The organism is Undibacterium sp. Dicai25W (assembly GCF_049340505.1).
GTDB classification, from domain to species: domain Bacteria; phylum Pseudomonadota; class Gammaproteobacteria; order Burkholderiales; family Burkholderiaceae_D; genus Undibacterium; species Undibacterium jejuense.
Genome location: NZ_JBMPOQ010000004.1, coordinates 251,508 through 269,958 on the forward strand (window position 1 = coordinate 251,508; position 18,451 = coordinate 269,958).

The following is an 18,451-nucleotide window of genomic DNA, read 5'->3' on the forward strand; positions in this document are numbered from 1 at the left end:
GCCATGTAAAAGATAAAGATCAAAAGCGGAATTATAAAAGAACTGGAGCGTTTCACCCGCGCAATTCGCAAATAAGTGAACGCCTCTTCAGATTAGAGAGTCCCTACCCACGCCGCGAGACAAGAACGAACGCTTCAATTTAATCAAGGCTTCTTGCTGGATCTGGCGTACCCGCTCACGGGTTATCCCCATTTCATCAGCTAATGTCTCTAAGGTAGCAGGATCATCATTATCCAAGCCAAATCGTCGAATGACCACAATACGTTGCTTATCCGGCAATTTTGCCAACCAATCCCGTACCAAGACAGTCATCTCATGATGTTCAGCGCGAATATCAGGACCATCATCACTATCACCAGGCAACATATCCATTAAACTGGATTGCGGATCATTATCCAAAGGAGTATCGAGCGACGTCGCATGTTCTGACAAGGCCAAAATATCCTGAACCTCATCAACCGGCCGATCCACCAACAAGGCGATATCTTCCAAATTAGCATCCCGACCATCTCGTCGCTGTGACTCCAAATGGTATTTAGCACGCAAGATTTGATTGAGCTCACGCACCATATGTACTGGCAAGCGTATTGTGCGCGCTTGATTCATGATGGCTCGCTCAATACTCTGTCGTATCCACCAGGTCGCATAGGTGGAAAAACGAAAGCCACGCTCAGGCTCAAACTTATCGATCGCATGCATCAACCCAAGATTACCCTCTTCTATCATATCCAAAAGAGCAACGCCGCGATTAATGTAGTGCTTCGCAATTGACACAACCAAGCGCAGGTTGTGTTCAATCATTTTTTGCCTCGCCTCGAAATTACCTTGCTTGGCTAAAGTCGCAAAGTGCAATTCTTCCTTGGAATCAAAAAGGGGCCGGGTACCAATTTGATTCAAATAATATTGCGTCGTATCGGTCGAAAGCTCAGCCGCCAATACGTTTTTCAGCTCATCAATTGGCGCAACAATAAGCGAAACAGGATCAACTGCCTGAGCCTCACGATCATCAGTATCAGCATCCACCTCAGCAGCGTCCGTCAGTGCATCCACATCAATACCATCATCTACTTCAATCGACAATGCCTCCGCTTCCTCATAAGAGGAAACGTCCAACTTTTGGTTGATCGCACTTTTTTGCATAATTTTGTCTGAATAGTAAATATGATTAAACTCGGAAATACCTCATAACCGCACACTGCCTGTGATCATCAAATTTCTACTACCGTTAATGGCAAATTATTACCACATTTTAATCATTTTACAACACTATTTATATGACAAAGTGCATCCAGACAGCATGCATAACAAGCAAATTAACGCGCCGGCAAATATCTCATAGGATCAACTGGTTTTCCCTGCAGACGAATCTCAAAGTGCAGATTAACAGTATCACTATCAGAATTTCCCATTTCTGCAATTTTTTGCCCTTTAGTAATAGCTTGCCCCTCTTTTACGAGAATAGATTTATTGTGAGCATACGCCGAAAGCAGGCTACTGCTATGCTTAATAATTACTAAATTACCATAGCCACGGATTCCACTTCCAGCATACATCACCTTCCCAGCACCGGCTGCCAGCACCTCTTGCCCCATCTTACCTGAAATATCCAAACCCTTATTTTTTGCATCGTCAAATCCAGTCAACACCTTACCATCCACTGGCCACATCCAATCAACCGCCTCATTATCTGCAACAACTTTATCGGGCGCCTTCTCCGCTGACTTTAATGGAACAACAGGATTTACAACGTCGTTTTTAACAACCGTAGGTGTGCCACTCTCTGGTTTTTGCAATTCAGCCAGTACAGCCTCTGAATAAGGACGCTTGTCACCCTTAGGGCTATTTTTGTTGCTCGATGAAGGAGGCTGCGATAAAGGTTTTACATCAACAGACGCACCAGACACAGCGACTGTTTGCACACCCTGCAGACCATTAGCAGCATCTGGCGGAGCAACTCGCAACACCTGATCAACCTTAATATCGTTAGGATTTTTTAAGCTATTCCACACCACTAAATCACTATAACTTTGCCCGTGATCTAGCGCAATTCGATACAGAGTATCGCCACGCTTTACAACATAGCTTCCCTTAGTAATCTCTGGTGGTCGGACAACTGGTTTCGCAACCGGAATCACAACACTAGCCTCGGTTACCGGCACTGAGGCACGCTCAACAACTGGCGCCTTGTTGGGAGTCGTCGTGCAAGCAGACATCAAAAAACTTATGCAACCGAGGCCAACAAGGTTTTTAACGTCATCTATTTTTTTCATTCTCATTACAAAATTGCCCTTGAATTCCAGACCAGAATTTTTACTTTTATCAATAACCACATTTACCCCAAATAATCAGACGACGCCAGAATGTAAAGGCACAAAATGACAATTTTCAACAACTGCGCTGCTCCACTCATGCTCAGAAACCCGCTCAATGAGTTGCAATACCTGGTGCCGACCACCGACAGGAGCAATTAGTCGCCCGCCGACTTTTAGCTGAACCAATAACGCTTGCGGCACTTCCATACCCGCTGCAGCCAATATGATACCGTCAAAAGGCGCGGCCTGAGGCAAACCAAGCATCCCATCGCCATAATGCAAACGAATATTGGCAATGCGCATAGGCCGCAAATTATTCTTTGCCAATTCGTGCAATGCCTTAATTCTTTCGATGGAATACACTTCCTTAGCAATTAAAGATAAGACTGCGGCCTGATAGCCGCAACCGGTACCGATCTCAAGCACCTTGTCGAGCTTCACATCATTACGCAGAATCTCTAACATTCGGGCAACGATATATGGCTGCGAAATAGTTTGATGATGGCCAATAGGCAAAGAAGCGTCTATATATGCCTGACTTTCAAGACCAGACTCTAAAAACAAGTGGCGCGGTATAGTTCGCAATGCCTCCAATACAGTAGTGTCTTTCACTCCCTGCTGAGCAACCCTGGCGACCATCGCGCGCCTGACAGCCTCGGAGACCAAAGGACTATCCGAGGTATTAAGCACGACAGGCTTTTGTTCTTTTGTAGAATTCCACACTGACACCGGATTGGCACGTGGTGTCGAATTCGTATCACGCCCCAGATTTTGCATCGCTGTCTGCGTAGAAACACTGGTAGCGATGCGATTGCGCCCTGCATTATCCTTACGTTCGACGACCGAAGACAAAGGAAGTGGAAAACGCTTTTCTTTTGCCGTCGTCATTCAAAAGTCATGGCGAGCATGTCCAGATGTTTAAAGTTAGTCAAATCCACTTGCAATGGCGTTACTGCAACATATGCCTTTGAAGTGACGTCAAAATCAGTACCTTCACCGCCATCACGGATTCCACCCGGAGGCCCAATCCAAAATATTTCCCTTCCTTGTGGATCCAACATAGGAATGACTGACTCCGAAGCGTGGCGTTTTCCCAAACGGGCGGCGCGTATCCCTTTAATTTCATGCAGCGGAAGATTTGGAATATTGACGTTCAGCAAATAAGGTCGCGGCAACTCAGGAAAACCAAATTTCACCAGATCGGACGCATACTTCGTCGCAACATCCAGATGCGCCCACCCCTTATTGACTTGGGAAAAGGCAATCGCAGAGATGCCAAATAAAAAACCTTCGGTCGCAGCTGCCACAGTCCCCGAATACAGGGTATCGTCTCCCATATTTTGACCTTGGTTGATACCAGAAACGATCAAGTCAGGCATCTCTTTCATAATGGAGGTCAGCGCAATATGCACACAGTCCGACGGCGTACCGTTCACAAAATAAAAACCATTCGCGGCACGTTGCACAGTCAAAGGTCGATCAAGGGTCAACGCATTCGACGCACCCGATCTATTACTATCTGGAGCCACCACTGTCACATCAGCAAATTCAGCTAAAGCAGATGCCAGCATCACGATGCCGGGAGCCAGATAACCATCATCATTACTAATTAAGATTTTCATAATCCACATTCTAACCGAAGCGCAAAAACAAATTTCTGCCGATGTGACTTTTTTGCGGCATAATCAAAAAATTAAACGGTCGTACTATTTAAAAACGGAGGCGATAAATGAAAGCTGTTGTTTGTAAATCGTGGGGCGCTCCTGAAACCTTGGAAATTATGGATTTACCAGATTTAACACCGGGATTCGGTGAAGTCGGAATACAAGTCAAGGCCGCAGGCGTCAATTTCCCCGATGTCTTGATCATACAGAATAAATATCAATTTAAGCCCGAACTGCCGTTCACTCCTGGTAGCGAACTATCCGGAGAAGTCTATGCCGTTGGCGATGGAGTTACTCATCTGAAAAAAGGCGACAAAGTCATCGCCTTCATCGGCTACGGTGCTTTTGCACAACAGGTTGTTGCACCCGCCAACGCCGTCATGCCTATGCCTCCAGGAATGGATTTTGATACGGCAGCTGCGATTACGCTTACTTATGGGACGTCCCACCATGCAATTGTTGATCGGGCACAACTTAAAGCTGGTGAAACGATGCTGGTATTAGGTGCGGCAGGTGGGGTTGGCCTTGCTGCAATAGAAATAGGAAAAGCACTAGGTGCGAAAGTTATTGCGGCAGCCTCTACTGACGAAAAATTAGAAATTTGCCGTCAACACGGTGCGGACGTGTTAATTAATTACAGCAATGTCGATCTGCGTGAAGCAATTAAACAGGCCAGCGAAGGCAAAGGACCGGACGTCATTTACGATCCAGTAGGCGGCATCTATGCCGAACCGGCGTTCCGCTCAATTGCATGGCGCGGACGCTATCTGGTAGTTGGCTTTGCAAATGGTGAAATTCCTAAACTACCACTCAATTTAATGCTTCTCAAAGGCGCCTCTTTAGTCGGCGTATTTTGGGGTGAATTTGCCAAACGCGAGCCCAAAAATAATCTGGCCGCGATGAAAGAATTAATCGGCTGGCTTCACCAAGGAAAAATCAAGCCGCATATTTCTGCTCGTTACGCCTTAAACGAAACCGCGCAGGCACTCAATGATCTGGCAGCACGCAAAGTTACCGGAAAAATCGTGATTCGTCCCGAGAGATAAATGGCCCCTCAAAAAATAAAACTCCGTCTTACGAAGACGGAGTTTTGTGACTTTGAATTGCAGATCAAAATGGCGCCGCTTCACCTAACCAATAGCGATTAATATCTTTTAAGCCCCATTTCGAAACATCCTCACGGTTAGCGATCTTATCTTGCAAACCAGGACCCGCCAGATCAAGCAACTCCGGCGCAATATACGACATTGATTTGATGGAGAAAAATACCCTGACCTTCGGGGCGAGCAGCGACTTACCAACTTGCTGCTCAACCACGACACCTAAACGCCCGGATTCCAACCGAACCAACGTCCCAACCGGATAAATACCAATACTCTTCACAAAGGCCTGAAATATCTTTTCATCGAAGTGACCTTTACTCCACTCGGCCATCTTGCGTATTGACTCCGCTGGGCACCAGCCTTGCTTGTATGGTCGATTTGAGGTAATCGCATCATAGACATCACACACCGCACCCATTTTGGCCAACAAGCTAATCTGCTCACCCTGCAATCCATAAGGATATCCGGTTCCATCCATTTTCTCATGGTGATGCAGACAAACATCAAGCGCAACAGCGCTAACGCCTTTTGCTTCTAATAACATTTTGTGACCTGCCACCGGATGCTCTTTCACAGCAACGAATTCATCGTCGGTTAATTTTCCGGGTTTATTCAAAATCTCGGCAGGAATCATCATTTTACCGATGTCATGCAACAATCCTGCCAGACCTGCCTCGCGAGTTTCCTCGTCACTTAAACCTAATTGCTTTGCCAGCGAAACCATCAAAGCACATACGGCAACCGAATGCATGTAAGTGTAGTCATCTTTGGTCTTCAGACGAGCCAGGCCAATCAAGGCACCAGGATTACGCATGACTGAGTCCGCAATCTCTTCAACCATTTCCTTAGCATTACCTACATCAACGGCTTTCCCCATGCGTGCCTCGCTAAACATGGAAAATACAGCCTCTTTTGATTTACTGACAATCATCGACGCCCGACCTAGCTCGTCCCCCATAGAGACCGGTCCGGTTTGACGTGTAACAATTGGTTTTGGCACAGGAATTTCGGGTTTAACCGGTTCAACAGTCCCCGACTCCTGTTCTTGATAGACATCCAATCCCTTACTGGTGTCTATCCATGCTTCACGGATTTTTGTCTTTTGAATTTCTGCCAATTCATTTGGATCAGCAAGAACGAAGGATTTCTTCCAAAATGGCGTATCTATCCAAGAACCACATAGCTCATGGAGGTACATTCCGATTCTTAATTGTGTCACTTCAATTTTTTTTAACATAAACCACTTAGGCAAAAATCTGTCCGGTGAAATCACGCAAACACTAACGCCAAATTATTCTACAAAGCTCCACACTAAGCCACTAAAAGCTTACCATTTCTAACAAAATTTTTCCTTTGAGCAACTTTTTAGCAATTGCATAGGCCTGAAAAAATTCTGCATCGTGCGATTTTTAATAAAACTCAGGTTGTAAGGATGTTCAGCCACAATTTGCGGAAATAACGAAGTCTCATGAATTCTTTGGAGTTGCTCAGCAATCTTACCCCACAAAATCAAGGATGGCACTTTTCCAAATGAAACAGAATGAGAGTGTAACGCTGCAAATATAGTCTGCAAGAAAATCTGCCATGATTTACCATCCCTGGCGGGTGCCACCGAGGTACGGAAGACCAGTGAAGCATTTAATAGAAGAAAACCATTTTTATGTAGATTTTGCTGCAATTCGGGCAATGTCTGAATAAAACCGGAATCTGGCGCCAATGCAGTTTGAGCAATACCACGCATTATTTCACCACTCGTGACACTTTCATCTAGTCGACCATCAGCAACCAATAACATTTTTATAAAGTTACGCAAAGAAGTTGCACGATTAACTTTTTTAGACAAGCCAGCCCCATCAGGGGACCAGATTTGCTTCACTGCACCGTCCATGAAACAAACACCAGTAGCGCTATCCTCGCGCGGATATGGACCCTCGCCAATCAATACATATCTAACATCCTCGATTGGTAGCTCGAATGCCGCAAATAATCTTCCGTCCGTCGGCAAAAATCCATTCGAACAGAGTTGCTCAAAATATGTGGGGTTAGCGGCGTGCATTGCAGCCAACCCAAGTTCAACAGGATCGCGCCAGGATTCGTGCACTGTCGTCAGCGCTAATTGTATTTCAATAGGTAGAAACGCTGTACTGCCCTTCATTTTTCGGTTCCGCCACCCATCGATGGAAGTGAAGCAGTAGGGAATCCAGCGCTAATCATGGGTTGAACTGGCGCATTCCCAGGCGAAGGGGTAATTTGGTTCGAGCGAGCAGGAAAAGCAATAGGTGCAATCGGTGAGACTGGTGGCATATCACCCGGTTGCACTCTTACCGAGCCTGGAATCACATTAACTATCGCGTTTTCCGGCAAGGAAACACGTCGCATCACGCCGGACTCCGAGATCATGACATATTTATCCGCTACCTCTTTAAGAATAATACCTGGAGCAATTTCAGCATTGAGAGGAATAGTTTGCGCTGGCTTTCCATTGGCAACAACGATCGCCAGACTCTCATTCGATTTCTTGGCGATAATTACCCCTTTAAGCTCGTAATTACTGGCAATAGCCTGATCAGCCTGAGCACCTCCGAAAATACCACCCCACTGCCCTGCTCCGGGTTCAATATTATTATCCAGCGCTGGTCGCGCAACACTGCGATCAGCAGGCTTAAAGACCCGTATCCCCCAAAAACTCAAAGACACGCACAACAAAATAAAAGCTAAAAAGCTACACAAAAGAGGCAAGCGCTTCATTTCATTCCTTATCAGCGTACCAGCTGATTAATTTCAATAATTGGCATCAACACCGCCAACACAATCAACAACACGACAGCACCCATGGCCAGAATCAATACCGGCTCAAGCAAGCCTGCGATAGTCAACGCGCGTCGCTCAAGATCCTGCTCCTGCGCACTCGAAGCGCGCTCCAACATAGCGGGCAGTTCGCCAGTCACTTCACCGGCACGTATCATATGAATCAACATCGGTGGGAAATGCTTATGTGCAGCTAATGCACGGGCAAGTCCAACGCCCTCACGTACACTTGCTGTTGCATCTTCGACCTGCTCACGCATAGCGACGTTAGAGAGCGTTTCACGGCTGGTTTGCAATGCCCGCAAAATTGGCACTCCAGAACCCGTAGTAATCGCTAAAGTACTGGCAAATCGCGCGGTATTTAAGCTACGCTCAAACTTTCCGTAAACCGGTGCAGTCAACAACCACTTATGCCAACGCATTTTAACGTCTGGATTTTTTAAGGCTGTGCGCCACAAAGCAAAAGCAGCAACAACAATCAATGCAACCAACCAACCATAGGCGCGCACAAAATCAGAAATCGCCAGCATCATTACCGTCAAGAACGGTAATTTTTGCTTGGTATTAGCAAATACTGAAACAATCTGCGGAACCACGTAGGTCAGCAAGAAGATAACAATCGCAAATGCCACGACTGTCACGATAGCTGGATACGTGAAAGCCAATTTAACTTTCTGCACCAACGCATTCCGACGTTCAATATAGTCCGCCAGACGCGATAACACGCGTGACAAATGGCCAATCTGCTCGCCGGAAGCAACCAAAGCACAATAGATTTCAGCAAAATCATTTGGGTGCTGTTTTAAGGCATCTGACAAAGCAGCACCGGCCATTACTTCAGACCGAATGGAGGCAATGATATCGCGGATAAAAGTACGTTCAGATTGTTCAAGCAAAGCAGAAAGACATTGCTCCAATGGCAGCCCGGCTTCCAACAAACTTGCTAATTGGCGCGTAAATAAAGCGAGTTCAACACTAGATAAGCGTTCCGCAAACAAAGCTCGTTTCTTTGCGCCACCAGCATCGGTTTGATTAAGAATGGATTCAACACTCACAGGCACTAAGCCCTGAGCTCGCAGATCGCTGCGCGCTGCTCTAGCACTATCGGCGTTAAGTACCCCTTTGCTGGTAACCCCATTGCCGTTTATTGCTTCATATCGAAATGCAGGCACAGTCTCTATTCCTTAGTTACGCGCAATACTTCTTCTTGCGTTGTCACACCGCTTTTAATCCAACGATCACCGTCTTCGCGCATGGTTTTCATGCCATTATGCTGGGCAGCGGCCCGAATCTCAGCCTCAGAAGCTTGGTGATGAATTTGTGCGCGAATTTCTTCAGTGGTCTGTAACAGCTCATACACCCCCAGACGCCCTTGATAGCCTGTGTGTCCGCAATGTTCGCAACCGACGGCATGCCATCTTCCGCCCTCCTCACGACGACAATGTACGCACAATTTACGCACGAGTCTCTGAGCTACTACACCGAGCAAGGAGGAAGACAGCAGGAAGGGTTCTATACCCATATCCAGCAAGCGTGTTACCGCAGCTGCAGAATCATTAGTATGCAAGGTCGCCAACACCAAATGGCCAGTCAACGACGCTTGAACCGCGATTTGCGCCGTTTCAAGATCGCGAATTTCACCAATCATAATGACATCAGGATCTTGACGTAAAATGGCACGCAAGGCTTTCGCAAACGTCATATCAATGCGCGCATTAACCTGCGTTTGCCCTACACCAGCCAACTCATATTCAATTGGATCTTCGACCGTCAGAATATTGGTTGTACCTGCGTTCACGCGTGACAAAGCCGCGTAAAGCGTCGTGGTTTTACCAGACCCAGTAGGTCCGGTCACCAACACAATACCGTGGGGCTGCGAAATCAGTTTATCAAAACTCTGCAACACATCATCGCTCATCCCCAAATTACTGAGATCAAGACGCCCCGCTTCTTTATCCAGCAAACGCAATACAGCACGCTCGCCGTGACCAGTCGGCAAAGTTGATACCCGTACATCCACCGGCTTACCACCGATACGCAGTGTAATACGACCATCTTGCGGCAAACGCTTCTCGGCAATATCCAGCTGCGCCATGATTTTGATGCGAGAGATCAGGGAGGCATGAATCGCTTTACGTGGGCGAACCACGTCACGCAGAGAACCATCGACACGGAAACGAACAACTGAAATTTGCTCAAACGGCTCAATATGAATATCTGATGCGCCATCACGCAAAGCCTGCGTCAATAAGGCATTAATCATTCGGATGACTGGAGCATCATCTGCGGACTCAAGCAAGTCTTCGATTGCGGGCATATCCAGCATCAATTTTGCCAAATCAAGATCAGACTCAACTTCACCAACGACATCAGCTGCATCGCCACCAGAACCCGCATAAGCTTTTGCGATCAAGTCGTTGAGTGCTTCAGGAGTGAGCACATTAAGCTTGATTTTTCCAAATTTTCGACCAACCTCAGCAATAGCTGCCGGCGCTGTTTTTTGTGAAACAGAGATTTCAACCGGTGCGTCAGGCAAGGACGTATCGCGACTTGCAAGTACCATAAAATCACGCGCAAACCCGTACGGCAACAAGCGGTTTTCTAACATGGCTTATTTACTTTCTGGATTATTCGTCTTCGACACCGGAACCGAAATCGTCATCGGCGTCGTCATCAGTTTGCCCTTTTCCATTTCTGGTAACAAGGCAGCGGCACTGCCGCCTTTTGGCACTGGCATCTGCGTACGCATGTAGTCATAACGATCAACGGAAACGTTATTACTATCTTCAGCAGAACGTATCACCGTCGGGCGCAGGAACACCATTAAGTTTGTTTTATTGCGAGTTGCCGTTTGATACTTAAATAAATTGCCGATAATCGGTATATCACCTAAACCTGTCACTTTTTCTGTTGTATCTCCAACGGTGTCAGAAATCAAACCGCCCAGAGCCAAAATCGAACCATCTTCAACCAACACATTAGTGGCAATCGAACGTTGCGTTGTTGTTGGACCAGATGGATTGGTAGCAGAACTTGCGACCACCGCTGAACTTTCTTGATATATGGCAAGCTTCACTGTACCACCCTCAGAAATTTGAGGCTTGATAGTGAGCTTTAAACCGACGTCTTTACGTTCAATCGTTTGGAATGGATTAACCCCAGCGGAACCCGTAGCTGCGGAAGTTGTAAATTGACCAGTGATAAATGGGACATTTTGGCCAACGATAATTTTTGCTTCTTCGTTATCCAAAGTAACCAGATTTGGCATCGACAAGATATTTGTTCCGTCACCACTATCGACCATATGAGCCAATGCACCAAGAGTCAATTTACCACCAATTTGCTTGAAAACTCCGAGAGACAAACCATTGCTTGGAAGAGACGAACTCGTCGCTAAGTTTGCGAGGTTATTGCTACCGGTAGAAAAAATACTACCGCCGCCAACACGGTAACTACTATTCGAGTTCCCCGACAGACCCGCCCATTGAACGCCAAAATCATTTTCTTTATTAGCATTAACTTCAATGATCAATGCTTCGATATATACCTGTGCCCGACGAGCATCAAGCTGATCAATGACCGTACGCAGGTTTTTATAAACCGCTTCGCTGGCCGTAATAATGAGTGTATTCGTTGCCGCATCCGCTTGTATGTATCCCGCTGCGCTGTTACCGCCACCACCAGATTTACTAGTGCTGCTAATGGGTAACGAGCCGCTGCTCGTACCTGTGCTGTTTCCGCCAATACTAAAGCCATTTTGTGCAGAACCAGTATTAGCATTTGGTGATGATCCTGTATTTGATAAGCCACTATTGGATTGTGGCTCACTGGTATCGCCAGTAACGATAGAGCGCAGTGTTTGCGCCAATTTCACAGCTTCCGCATTACGCAAGTACACAACATGAACATTGCCGGGCAAGGCAGTAGGCTGATCAAGTTTAGTGATCAGGGATTTAATCAAATTCGCCCGCGCTTGAGAAGGTGCACGAAGCAACAATGAATTAGTACGCGGATCGGCCATCAACACTGCTTTTCCGGCATCTGCAGGACCCGCGTTATTTTCAGTCAACTTGCTGACCATCGCCGCAATATCAGTCGCCATTGCATGCTTGACTGGAATGACATCCAAATCAACGGTTGCAGGCACATCCAAACCAGCAATAATTTTATTCAGCCGCTTTAGATTATCTGCATAATCTGTAATAACGACGGTATTGTTACCTGGGTTTGCATTGATAGTGTTATTTGGCGAAATCAGAGGACGCAATACCGTCACAATATTCGCCGCAGATTCATAATTCAATTGGTAGATTTGTGTTGCTACCTGATCCCCTTTAACTGGCTCCCCTCTCTCATTCTGTATCGATTGCGTTGGTCCTGGCTGCAATTTTGCGTCTGCTTCCGGGACAACCTTGTAATATCCGTCAGCATAAACCACTGCATAGCCTTGCAAACGTAAAGTCGAAGTAAGTAGCTTAAACGCCTGATCTTTCGTCAGCGGTTTTTCGGAAACCAGATTAACCTGTCCTTTTACGCGAGGATCGATAATGAAAGTGGTCCCTGTATAGTGCCCGATAGCTTTAACGACGGATTCGATATCAGCACCAACAAAATTTAAATCAGCTGTATTCTTGTCTGGCGCCTGCGCCAGGGCTGCAGCACTAAAAATACAACCTGCACTCAACACAGCCGCACCAGTGATCGCGGAAAAGTGATGCAGTGGTTTGCGGAAGGAATTGCGGATCATAGCTGCCTTGCTTTTTAATGGAAATGTTTTCATTTGAACTCTAACGCGATGACATCCTTGTCGCCGTCTTTACGGCGTTGCCCCAGCAAATTCAACAAATTTGCCAACTTTGTTTCTTGTCCTTCTTGTGCCCAGGCTTTGCCCGAGAACTGAAAGTGGCCCGCCTTTAGGGCACCACTCCCACTCAGCATCATTGGCCCAGCTTCCGTGACCAAATTGATATCTGCATTTGTTCCTTGCAAATCAAAAGCCATTCTATAACTACCCAAGGGTCTCACTGGCGATAACTTTGACGCCATTTCTGAGAGATTTAATTGCAATTGCCCCTGCGCATTCAATATCGAACCATCTCTGACGAACTGCAAATTATTCCACGACAAATGCAATTTACCGGACGGCCCTATCGTATTAAGCGGCGCGCCTAAACCTTCCAATCTTTCAGTCGGTAAAACTAACACGGATGGGCTTACATGCCACTCAGAAAAATTACCAGTAAGCTTCACAGGAACGGATAAAACCTGCGAATTTTGCAATTCCATATCTAACTGCGTCAATAAAATTAAGGGTGAAATTTTCCAGGAGAAACGTCCCGGAAACAATGGCGTCACTGGATCATTAATTCCCGCCGCAACGCCAACAAAACCAGAACCATTCCAAAAAGAACCCTGTACATCACACAGACTCAAGCGCCCTTGAGTCTGGCGCTCTATCAACACGCCCATCCAACTAGCTGGAAGAAAACAAAACACTGTGCCAATAACACTTAGAATCGCAATCACTACCCAGACAATTTTCATTGAAACCGAACCCGAAGACACCATATTACAGCCCACCGCGCTGCTGCTTCAGAATTAAAACGACCGATACTTGTCCGTTTTCTGGTGAAGCCACAACTTTCGCTTCCTCTACAGTCAGCCTTGATGCTCGTTGCGACTCAAGCAACCAATCCATCATATTAGAATAAGCCACTGTCTGAATTTGAATTCTGACAATATCGTCCGTTACACTGAGTGACTGTGTTTTGATACCGCGAGCCGACAAACTTGCTTCGACAATTTCCTTCGTCACTGGCTCAACGATCTGCGACAAACTGGCGGCTAATTTCATTTGCTGACCGCTTAGGGCCGATATTTCAGCCACTTGCTGCCGCAATACAGGTATTTGCGTTTGCAATTTTTGCCGACCGCTGATGGCGGGATCTAAGAATATAAGATACACCAAAGCCAAAACGATGACGACGGCAGCAGAAGACAACATTTTGCGCTCACGCTGATCGCGCTCACTCCAAAACAATTCAAATTGTTGGACTAATTGATGTTTCATTCTTTCACCTCGCCCTGAGTCACATGCAACACACCATCAGAGGTGATTTTTAAGCGCATAGATTGCTCTGCCAATGCCGCTTTCAACTGATCCACCGGTATAGCAGCAACTGATTTTACTTTCACTTCCAAACCATGCTCTTTATATTCAATGGACACAATCGCCGTTGGCTTGCCAACCATCACTCTGTCCCACACATGCGAAAACTGAGCAGACAAGACGACAAAATCATCGGCAGCAAATTGTCCCACCATTTTTTTTGTGAGGTTCACTTTCTGACGCATTTGTTCGAGCGGATTAAGAATCGTTGTCTCTTTCGGAAAACTGGTTTTATATGTCTGAACTAAAGCGTCATTCAAGCTTTTTGCAGACCGTTTCAAACTAAACCATTCGAGATTTAGTGCAATAATATTGACGAGCAAAATCATTGCCATCAGACGTAAAGGCCAACGCCAACGCGACCAATCGATGGCAGGCTTATGAATATCGGATATATCAGACATTAAATCCGGTGTCTGCGCATTGATACCACCGACTCTGACTCCCCACCCAATTGGCTGAACAGCGAAACGCTCACCCAAATTTTGTTGTTTGAGACTTGCCTGATAGCTATCGACTTCACTTGCGGTGACATACAAATCTACATGAGAATCTAGCGCAAGCATGCCTAGCATACTGATCGCATTTTCCTGCTCATCCTCTGCCAGACTTAAACCCATACCCTGGAGTGAAGCTTGGCGCAACAACAAGCTCAAGGCGCCATCCTTGCGTTCTAAAACTGCCACGGCCTGTTGAGGCTCACCTGTAATGGCGATCGCAAGTTGTGCGGGATACGCGGTAATTTTCTTCACTGGCCAATCTTTTACCATTGCCGCCAATTGTTCAACCCAATGGCGATCAGCAACGGCGATGGTGGCCACACCATCAGCAACAGGACTCGCAACCAAAACTGCGTCAGAGGGATCACCAGCGATCTGCTCTTCCAGCAAATTCGGAAGTGCCATCTTAAATTTCGCGGCAGACATAGGCGGTACTTGGGTGCTCAGCAAACTGACGTCGCTCGCTGCAAAAAGCAAGCTCAGTTGGCGCGCACCGGAAGCCAGAGATTTTAATTCTGTAAAATTTTTATGGCCTTGCTGTAACAACTGACCTTCTGCTGAGAACAAAGCAAAAGGCAGCACTTGCAAAAGCCAATCGGGTTTCGCTTGAACCGCCACCCTTGAGGGCAAAGAAATATAGAGTGTGCTTGCCATTATTTTTTAATTTTCTCTTACCCAAAGTACCGTTGTTGTTCCATCAGTCGCTCTCGACACCAACGCACTGACATCTAGTGCAGAGCGACTCATCTTTACTTTTCCGTTTACTATAAAAAACCCCGTTTTAATATCAACGTCTGAAGGGCCAATATTTTTTGTTTTATCACTAAATCTATGCGTAAAGTCCGCGGCATTTGCAAAAAAAGCAGTATCCCGACTTGCAATCATTTGTGCTGCGTCTCCCATACTTACACCATCGATTCTTGCAGAAATTACCTCAGCTGGCGCGGTATTTACGTTCACTGGCGTAATTCCACCGGTCCTGGGCAAAACGACGACATAGGGTCGCAAGCTCCTCAACATATCCGGCGTAAATCCCGGAACCGCAAGTAAATCATCAACTTGAGTAAATCGCAAGAATTGTACTGAAGTATTACTACTAGAGGATGTCGTATTTGTCTCGACCGCACCACTGGCAGGATTATTGACAGGATTGTTTGCAGGAGGAGTTGCTCCATTACTCGTGCTAGTAGCTGCACCAGTGGAATCAGGATTTAAGGCTTGCGCTAATTTTGGTTGAGTTTGAGCAATGGCGGTTGCAGCAGTGGCTGCCAACCCACCGGGCAGATGCAGATTGGTCAATAATCGCGAAAAGACTGCAATCTCTCTTGGATCGACCTTACCATTGGTGGCTAGGTTATTCAGATTATAGGATGCTTGCGCATCGACGATCTGACCTGAGAGTGTTGCATCACTGTCCTTAGCATCGGTACTTCCATCTTCCACATATTGATCAAGGCGTGTGTTTTCGAGTTTTACCGCCCAAGGCTCACCCAGATAATCTGCTGTTGAATGGCGCGCATCTTCACGCAAAATCAATCGTGCCCAGTCAATCGCACCGCGTAAAATCCATTTTTTCTGCAGTTGCATTCGCTGATTTTCAATTGAACGAACCTGCACTTGTTGCTGCCAGAATAAACTAGCAACAATAGTGATAGCCAACGTAGTCAACAACAACGCGGTAACAACGGCGACACCGGTTTGTCGCATTGGATAGCGAGGATCAAGTTGCCGGGTAGATTGAATCAATTCGCGCATCAATTTGCCCCTAACAAGAAAATTTTCATCATAGGAGCTTCACGACCTTGTACCTGCATAGAAACCTCAACGCCTGCCAAGGTCGCGCTCTTTGCACTTGCACCCGAAGGGTTTGCAGGATTAGGTGGAATGACAGGGTTCACAGAAGTTGCCGTATCACCAGCATTCACCACATTGTCGCCATTCATGCGCCAGCCGGTTTCCCCGACTTTCCAGGTACGCAGAGAAAAAGACTCTACTTTGCTTTGCAACGGTATTGAAGGCGTCCCATCTAAATCTTCGGCAGCACTTTGCCATTGAGCGAATAACACTACTGTCTCGCGAGTGGGGCTTAATTCACGCCGGGAAAGTACGCCATCAACCACGTTATAAACAACCACCTGAAAACGTATTGGAAGGTTATCTTCGAACACAGACCGAATGATCATTAACTTACTGCCCGCAGCGGTTAATACGCTGTTTCCCGGCAGCATATTAGCGTCCATCACATGAGCACAATCATTTTCTATCTGCGCAAACGCAATTTGAATTCCACGTGTCTGATCCATTTCACCGTTTAAAGTCTGGCGGGCGCGAACGATAGAATCTAATCCACGCCATCCGAGTACGGCAACTATTCCCAAAATGGTAATTGCCACCAGCAACTCAATTAAAGTGAACCCGGTAATTTGACTAAAGCGCCGCGACTTACAGTGCATTCGGAACCACCTGCGTCAATTTGATGATGCGTCGATCAGGTTTATTGTTCTCGAACACAAGTACCTCGACGCGTCGGAAAGAGGGATTTGGCGTGGCAATAACATGTTCTTCACATACCAGATGCAAGTCGGCCTGTGGACAATCAAAATTACTATCTCCCAAAGGCGGCCATTCACGCGCCAGACGAATTTGCGCCAGACGATTTTCTGCAGACCAGGTTGCCATCAAGGAGACGCGCAAATCGTTACTGTTTTGAGTGAGGCTACCAACAGCACGCAAACTCGCCCCCAATGCTGTCCCAACGATCACCAATGCTACCAAAACTTCAAGCAAGGTAAATCCAGATTGACGAGAAATGTTCAGGTGCATCTTATTCCACTGAAAAATGACCGATACCATCAGCCGAAATTTTGACACTGCCATCAGGCACTTTAAGCGTCAGCACGAAGGGCTTATCAACTGGTTCGCGTCCAAAAATAATTCTGACGCCAGCCTGATTTTGGGCAGGTTCAATATGCAACTCGACAGGCGACAATTCAAAATCACGCTCGCGCAACATATCATCCTTGAGCGGCGACCACACCCTGTCCTCACGTACCAGAAATCGATAAGCGTATTGATCAGCATCAAAGGCCACCGGTGTATTGCGCAAAATAGCTTCATCTCGTGCCAACTGCAATAGCAACGCAATACGCTTAGCGTCATTTTCTAATCGCTGCCGCTGGCTCGGCATAGCATTAAAACTGACCACACCAAGCATCACTCCAGCAATTACCATTACTACGAGCAACTCCAGAAGCGTAAAGCCGTGTTGCCTGCGGCGTCGGGTTTTCATGTGTCCGACTTTATAAGTCCCAGGAACCTATATCAGCATCATTTCCAACACCACCAGCCTGACCGTCAGCACCATAAGAAAACACATCAACTTCACCCTTCAGCCCAGGCGAAAGGTACTGATAAGGATTACCCCAAGGATCTTTTGGCAACTTATCGATGTAACCACCGGTTTTCCATCCATTTGCAGCCGGACCAGAGCTCGGCTTCAAAATCAAAGCTTGTAAGCCCTGCTCTGTTGTTGGATAGCGTTGATTATCAAGACGATACAACTTCAATGCCTGCATGAGGGTAGAAATATCCTGCTTTGCAGCAGCAATACGCGCATCATCGGTACGACCCATTAATTTTGGCACTACCAACGCAGCTAAGATTCCCATAATTACCACAACAACCATAATCTCGATCAATGTGAAACCACGCGAGCGTTGGCGCTTCTGGTGGGTGTAGGACGCGGATACTGCAATAGATTCAGAATTCAACATAAACGCTTCTATTAAAAATGAAATTTAAATAAGCCACATCAGCCGGTACTTAGTGCGCACGGAAGTATAAATCGGGAATATAGCATACCTAGTATTTGTTACTTAAAAATAACAAAAAAAAC

The 18,451-nt window shown here is 46.5% G+C and carries 19 protein-coding genes; 1 reads left to right on the forward strand and 18 read right to left on the reverse strand.

The features are described 5' to 3' along the window. Positions 1-87 precede the first annotated feature (87 nt). From rpoS to surE, 4 genes are all read right to left on the reverse strand, one after another. Positions 88-1,140, reverse strand: coding sequence for an RNA polymerase sigma factor RpoS (rpoS, locus tag ACO0KY_RS07320; RefSeq protein ID WP_423045057.1), 1,053 nt, complete (start codon positions 1,138-1,140; stop codon positions 88-90). Between the two features lie 173 nt (positions 1,141-1,313). After that, entirely contained in the window at positions 1,314-2,270 is a 957-nt protein-coding gene (locus tag ACO0KY_RS07325; protein ID WP_423045058.1) for a peptidoglycan DD-metalloendopeptidase family protein, read from the reverse strand. A gap of 75 nt (positions 2,271-2,345) precedes the next feature. Continuing rightward, entirely contained in the window at positions 2,346-3,200 is an 855-nt protein-coding gene (locus ACO0KY_RS07330; protein WP_423045059.1) for a protein-L-isoaspartate(D-aspartate) O-methyltransferase, read from the reverse strand. After that, positions 3,197-3,934, reverse strand: coding sequence for a 5'/3'-nucleotidase SurE (surE, locus tag ACO0KY_RS07335; protein WP_423045060.1), 738 nt, complete (start codon positions 3,932-3,934; stop codon positions 3,197-3,199). The genes ACO0KY_RS07330 and surE overlap by 4 nt, the downstream gene beginning before the upstream one ends. A 107-nt stretch (positions 3,935-4,041) precedes the next feature. On the opposite strand from surE, the gene ACO0KY_RS07340 reads away from it, so the two are divergent. Further along, positions 4,042-5,022 (forward strand): NADPH:quinone oxidoreductase family protein, encoded by a 981-nt coding sequence (locus ACO0KY_RS07340; RefSeq protein ID WP_423045061.1) that lies wholly within the window; start codon positions 4,042-4,044, stop codon positions 5,020-5,022. A gap of 64 nt (positions 5,023-5,086) precedes the next feature. Here ACO0KY_RS07340 and ACO0KY_RS07345 read toward each other — a convergent pair whose 3' ends face one another. The 14 genes from ACO0KY_RS07345 to gspG all read right to left on the reverse strand — a co-directional run bounded on the left by ACO0KY_RS07345 (position 5,087) and on the right by gspG (position 18,329). After that, positions 5,087-6,316, reverse strand: coding sequence for an HD-GYP domain-containing protein (locus ACO0KY_RS07345; protein WP_423045062.1), 1,230 nt, complete (start codon positions 6,314-6,316; stop codon positions 5,087-5,089). Between the two features lie 99 nt (positions 6,317-6,415). Further along, entirely contained in the window at positions 6,416-7,234 is an 819-nt protein-coding gene (locus ACO0KY_RS07350) for a uracil-DNA glycosylase (RefSeq protein WP_423045063.1), read from the reverse strand. After that, on the reverse strand, positions 7,231-7,827 hold the full coding sequence (locus ACO0KY_RS07355; protein WP_423045064.1) for a type II secretion system protein N: 597 nt from the start codon (positions 7,825-7,827) through the stop codon (positions 7,231-7,233). The genes ACO0KY_RS07350 and ACO0KY_RS07355 overlap by 4 nt, the downstream gene beginning before the upstream one ends. A gap of 11 nt (positions 7,828-7,838) precedes the next feature. After that, positions 7,839-9,059 carry a type II secretion system inner membrane protein GspF gene (gene gspF, locus ACO0KY_RS07360; protein WP_423045065.1) on the reverse strand — a complete coding sequence of 407 codons (1,221 nt, stop codon included), beginning with the start codon at positions 9,057-9,059 and terminating at the stop codon, positions 7,839-7,841. A 5-nt stretch (positions 9,060-9,064) separates the two neighbouring features. Beyond that, positions 9,065-10,495 carry a type II secretion system ATPase GspE gene (gene gspE, locus ACO0KY_RS07365; protein ID WP_423045066.1) on the reverse strand — a complete coding sequence of 477 codons (1,431 nt, stop codon included), beginning with the start codon at positions 10,493-10,495 and terminating at the stop codon, positions 9,065-9,067. Between the two features lie 3 nt (positions 10,496-10,498). After that, on the reverse strand, positions 10,499-12,667 hold the full coding sequence (gene gspD / locus ACO0KY_RS07370; RefSeq protein WP_423045067.1) for a type II secretion system secretin GspD: 2,169 nt from the start codon (positions 12,665-12,667) through the stop codon (positions 10,499-10,501). Beyond that, positions 12,664-13,431 carry a type II secretion system protein N gene (locus tag ACO0KY_RS07375; RefSeq protein ID WP_423045068.1) on the reverse strand — a complete coding sequence of 256 codons (768 nt, stop codon included), beginning with the start codon at positions 13,429-13,431 and terminating at the stop codon, positions 12,664-12,666. The genes gspD and ACO0KY_RS07375 overlap by 4 nt, the downstream gene beginning before the upstream one ends. A 25-nt stretch (positions 13,432-13,456) precedes the next feature. Continuing rightward, entirely contained in the window at positions 13,457-13,957 is a 501-nt protein-coding gene (gene gspM / locus ACO0KY_RS07380; protein WP_423045069.1) for a type II secretion system protein GspM, read from the reverse strand. Next, on the reverse strand, positions 13,954-15,210 hold the full coding sequence (gene gspL / locus ACO0KY_RS07385) for a type II secretion system protein GspL (RefSeq protein WP_423045070.1): 1,257 nt from the start codon (positions 15,208-15,210) through the stop codon (positions 13,954-13,956). Before gspL ends, gspM begins: the two co-directional genes overlap by 4 nt. A 6-nt stretch (positions 15,211-15,216) precedes the next feature. Then, positions 15,217-16,311, reverse strand: a complete 1,095-nt coding sequence (gene gspK, locus ACO0KY_RS07390; protein ID WP_423045071.1) for a type II secretion system minor pseudopilin GspK — start codon at positions 16,309-16,311, stop codon at positions 15,217-15,219. After that, a complete protein-coding gene (locus ACO0KY_RS07395) occupies positions 16,311-17,009 on the reverse strand; it encodes a PulJ/GspJ family protein (protein WP_423045072.1) in 699 nt (232 codons plus the stop codon). The genes gspK and ACO0KY_RS07395 overlap by 1 nt, the downstream gene beginning before the upstream one ends. Continuing rightward, positions 16,999-17,379 carry a type II secretion system minor pseudopilin GspI gene (gspI, locus tag ACO0KY_RS07400; RefSeq protein ID WP_423045073.1) on the reverse strand — a complete coding sequence of 127 codons (381 nt, stop codon included), beginning with the start codon at positions 17,377-17,379 and terminating at the stop codon, positions 16,999-17,001. Before gspI ends, ACO0KY_RS07395 begins: the two co-directional genes overlap by 11 nt. Before the next feature lies 1 nt (position 17,380). Next, complete coding sequence (gene gspH, locus ACO0KY_RS07405) at positions 17,381-17,845, reverse strand: type II secretion system minor pseudopilin GspH (RefSeq protein ID WP_423045074.1); 465 nt, start codon at positions 17,843-17,845, stop codon at positions 17,381-17,383. Between the two features lie 10 nt (positions 17,846-17,855). Further along, positions 17,856-18,329 (reverse strand): type II secretion system major pseudopilin GspG, encoded by a 474-nt coding sequence (gene gspG, locus ACO0KY_RS07410; RefSeq protein WP_423045075.1) that lies wholly within the window; start codon positions 18,327-18,329, stop codon positions 17,856-17,858. Positions 18,330-18,451 lie beyond the last annotated feature (122 nt).

Coding starts and splice junctions, on each gene's coding strand:
- gspE (WP_423045066.1), bottom strand. CDS start 10,495: ATGTTAGAAAACCGCTTGTTGCCGTACGGGTTTGCGCGTGATTTTATG.
- surE (WP_423045060.1), bottom strand. CDS start 3,934: ATGAAAATCTTAATTAGTAATGATGATGGTTATCTGGCTCCCGGCATC.
- ACO0KY_RS07345 (WP_423045062.1), bottom strand. CDS start 6,316: ATGTTAAAAAAAATTGAAGTGACACAATTAAGAATCGGAATGTACCTC.
- rpoS (WP_423045057.1), bottom strand. CDS start 1,140: ATGCAAAAAAGTGCGATCAACCAAAAGTTGGACGTTTCCTCTTATGAG.
- ACO0KY_RS07350 (WP_423045063.1), bottom strand. CDS start 7,234: ATGAAGGGCAGTACAGCGTTTCTACCTATTGAAATACAATTAGCGCTG.
- gspD (WP_423045067.1), bottom strand. CDS start 12,667: ATGAAAACATTTCCATTAAAAAGCAAGGCAGCTATGATCCGCAATTCC.
- gspI (WP_423045073.1), bottom strand. CDS start 17,379: ATGCACCTGAACATTTCTCGTCAATCTGGATTTACCTTGCTTGAAGTT.
- ACO0KY_RS07330 (WP_423045059.1), bottom strand. CDS start 3,200: ATGACGACGGCAAAAGAAAAGCGTTTTCCACTTCCTTTGTCTTCGGTC.
- ACO0KY_RS07325 (WP_423045058.1), bottom strand. CDS start 2,270: ATGAAAAAAATAGATGACGTTAAAAACCTTGTTGGCCTCGGTTGCATA.
- ACO0KY_RS07355 (WP_423045064.1), bottom strand. CDS start 7,827: ATGAAGCGCTTGCCTCTTTTGTGTAGCTTTTTAGCTTTTATTTTGTTG.
- gspH (WP_423045074.1), bottom strand. CDS start 17,845: ATGAAAACCCGACGCCGCAGGCAACACGGCTTTACGCTTCTGGAGTTG.
- ACO0KY_RS07395 (WP_423045072.1), bottom strand. CDS start 17,009: ATGCACTGTAAGTCGCGGCGCTTTAGTCAAATTACCGGGTTCACTTTA.
- gspK (WP_423045071.1), bottom strand. CDS start 16,311: ATGCGCGAATTGATTCAATCTACCCGGCAACTTGATCCTCGCTATCCA.
- ACO0KY_RS07375 (WP_423045068.1), bottom strand. CDS start 13,431: ATGAAAATTGTCTGGGTAGTGATTGCGATTCTAAGTGTTATTGGCACA.
- gspM (WP_423045069.1), bottom strand. CDS start 13,957: ATGAAACATCAATTAGTCCAACAATTTGAATTGTTTTGGAGTGAGCGC.
- gspL (WP_423045070.1), bottom strand. CDS start 15,210: ATGGCAAGCACACTCTATATTTCTTTGCCCTCAAGGGTGGCGGTTCAA.
- gspG (WP_423045075.1), bottom strand. CDS start 18,329: ATGTTGAATTCTGAATCTATTGCAGTATCCGCGTCCTACACCCACCAG.
- ACO0KY_RS07340 (WP_423045061.1), top strand. CDS start 4,042: ATGAAAGCTGTTGTTTGTAAATCGTGGGGCGCTCCTGAAACCTTGGAA.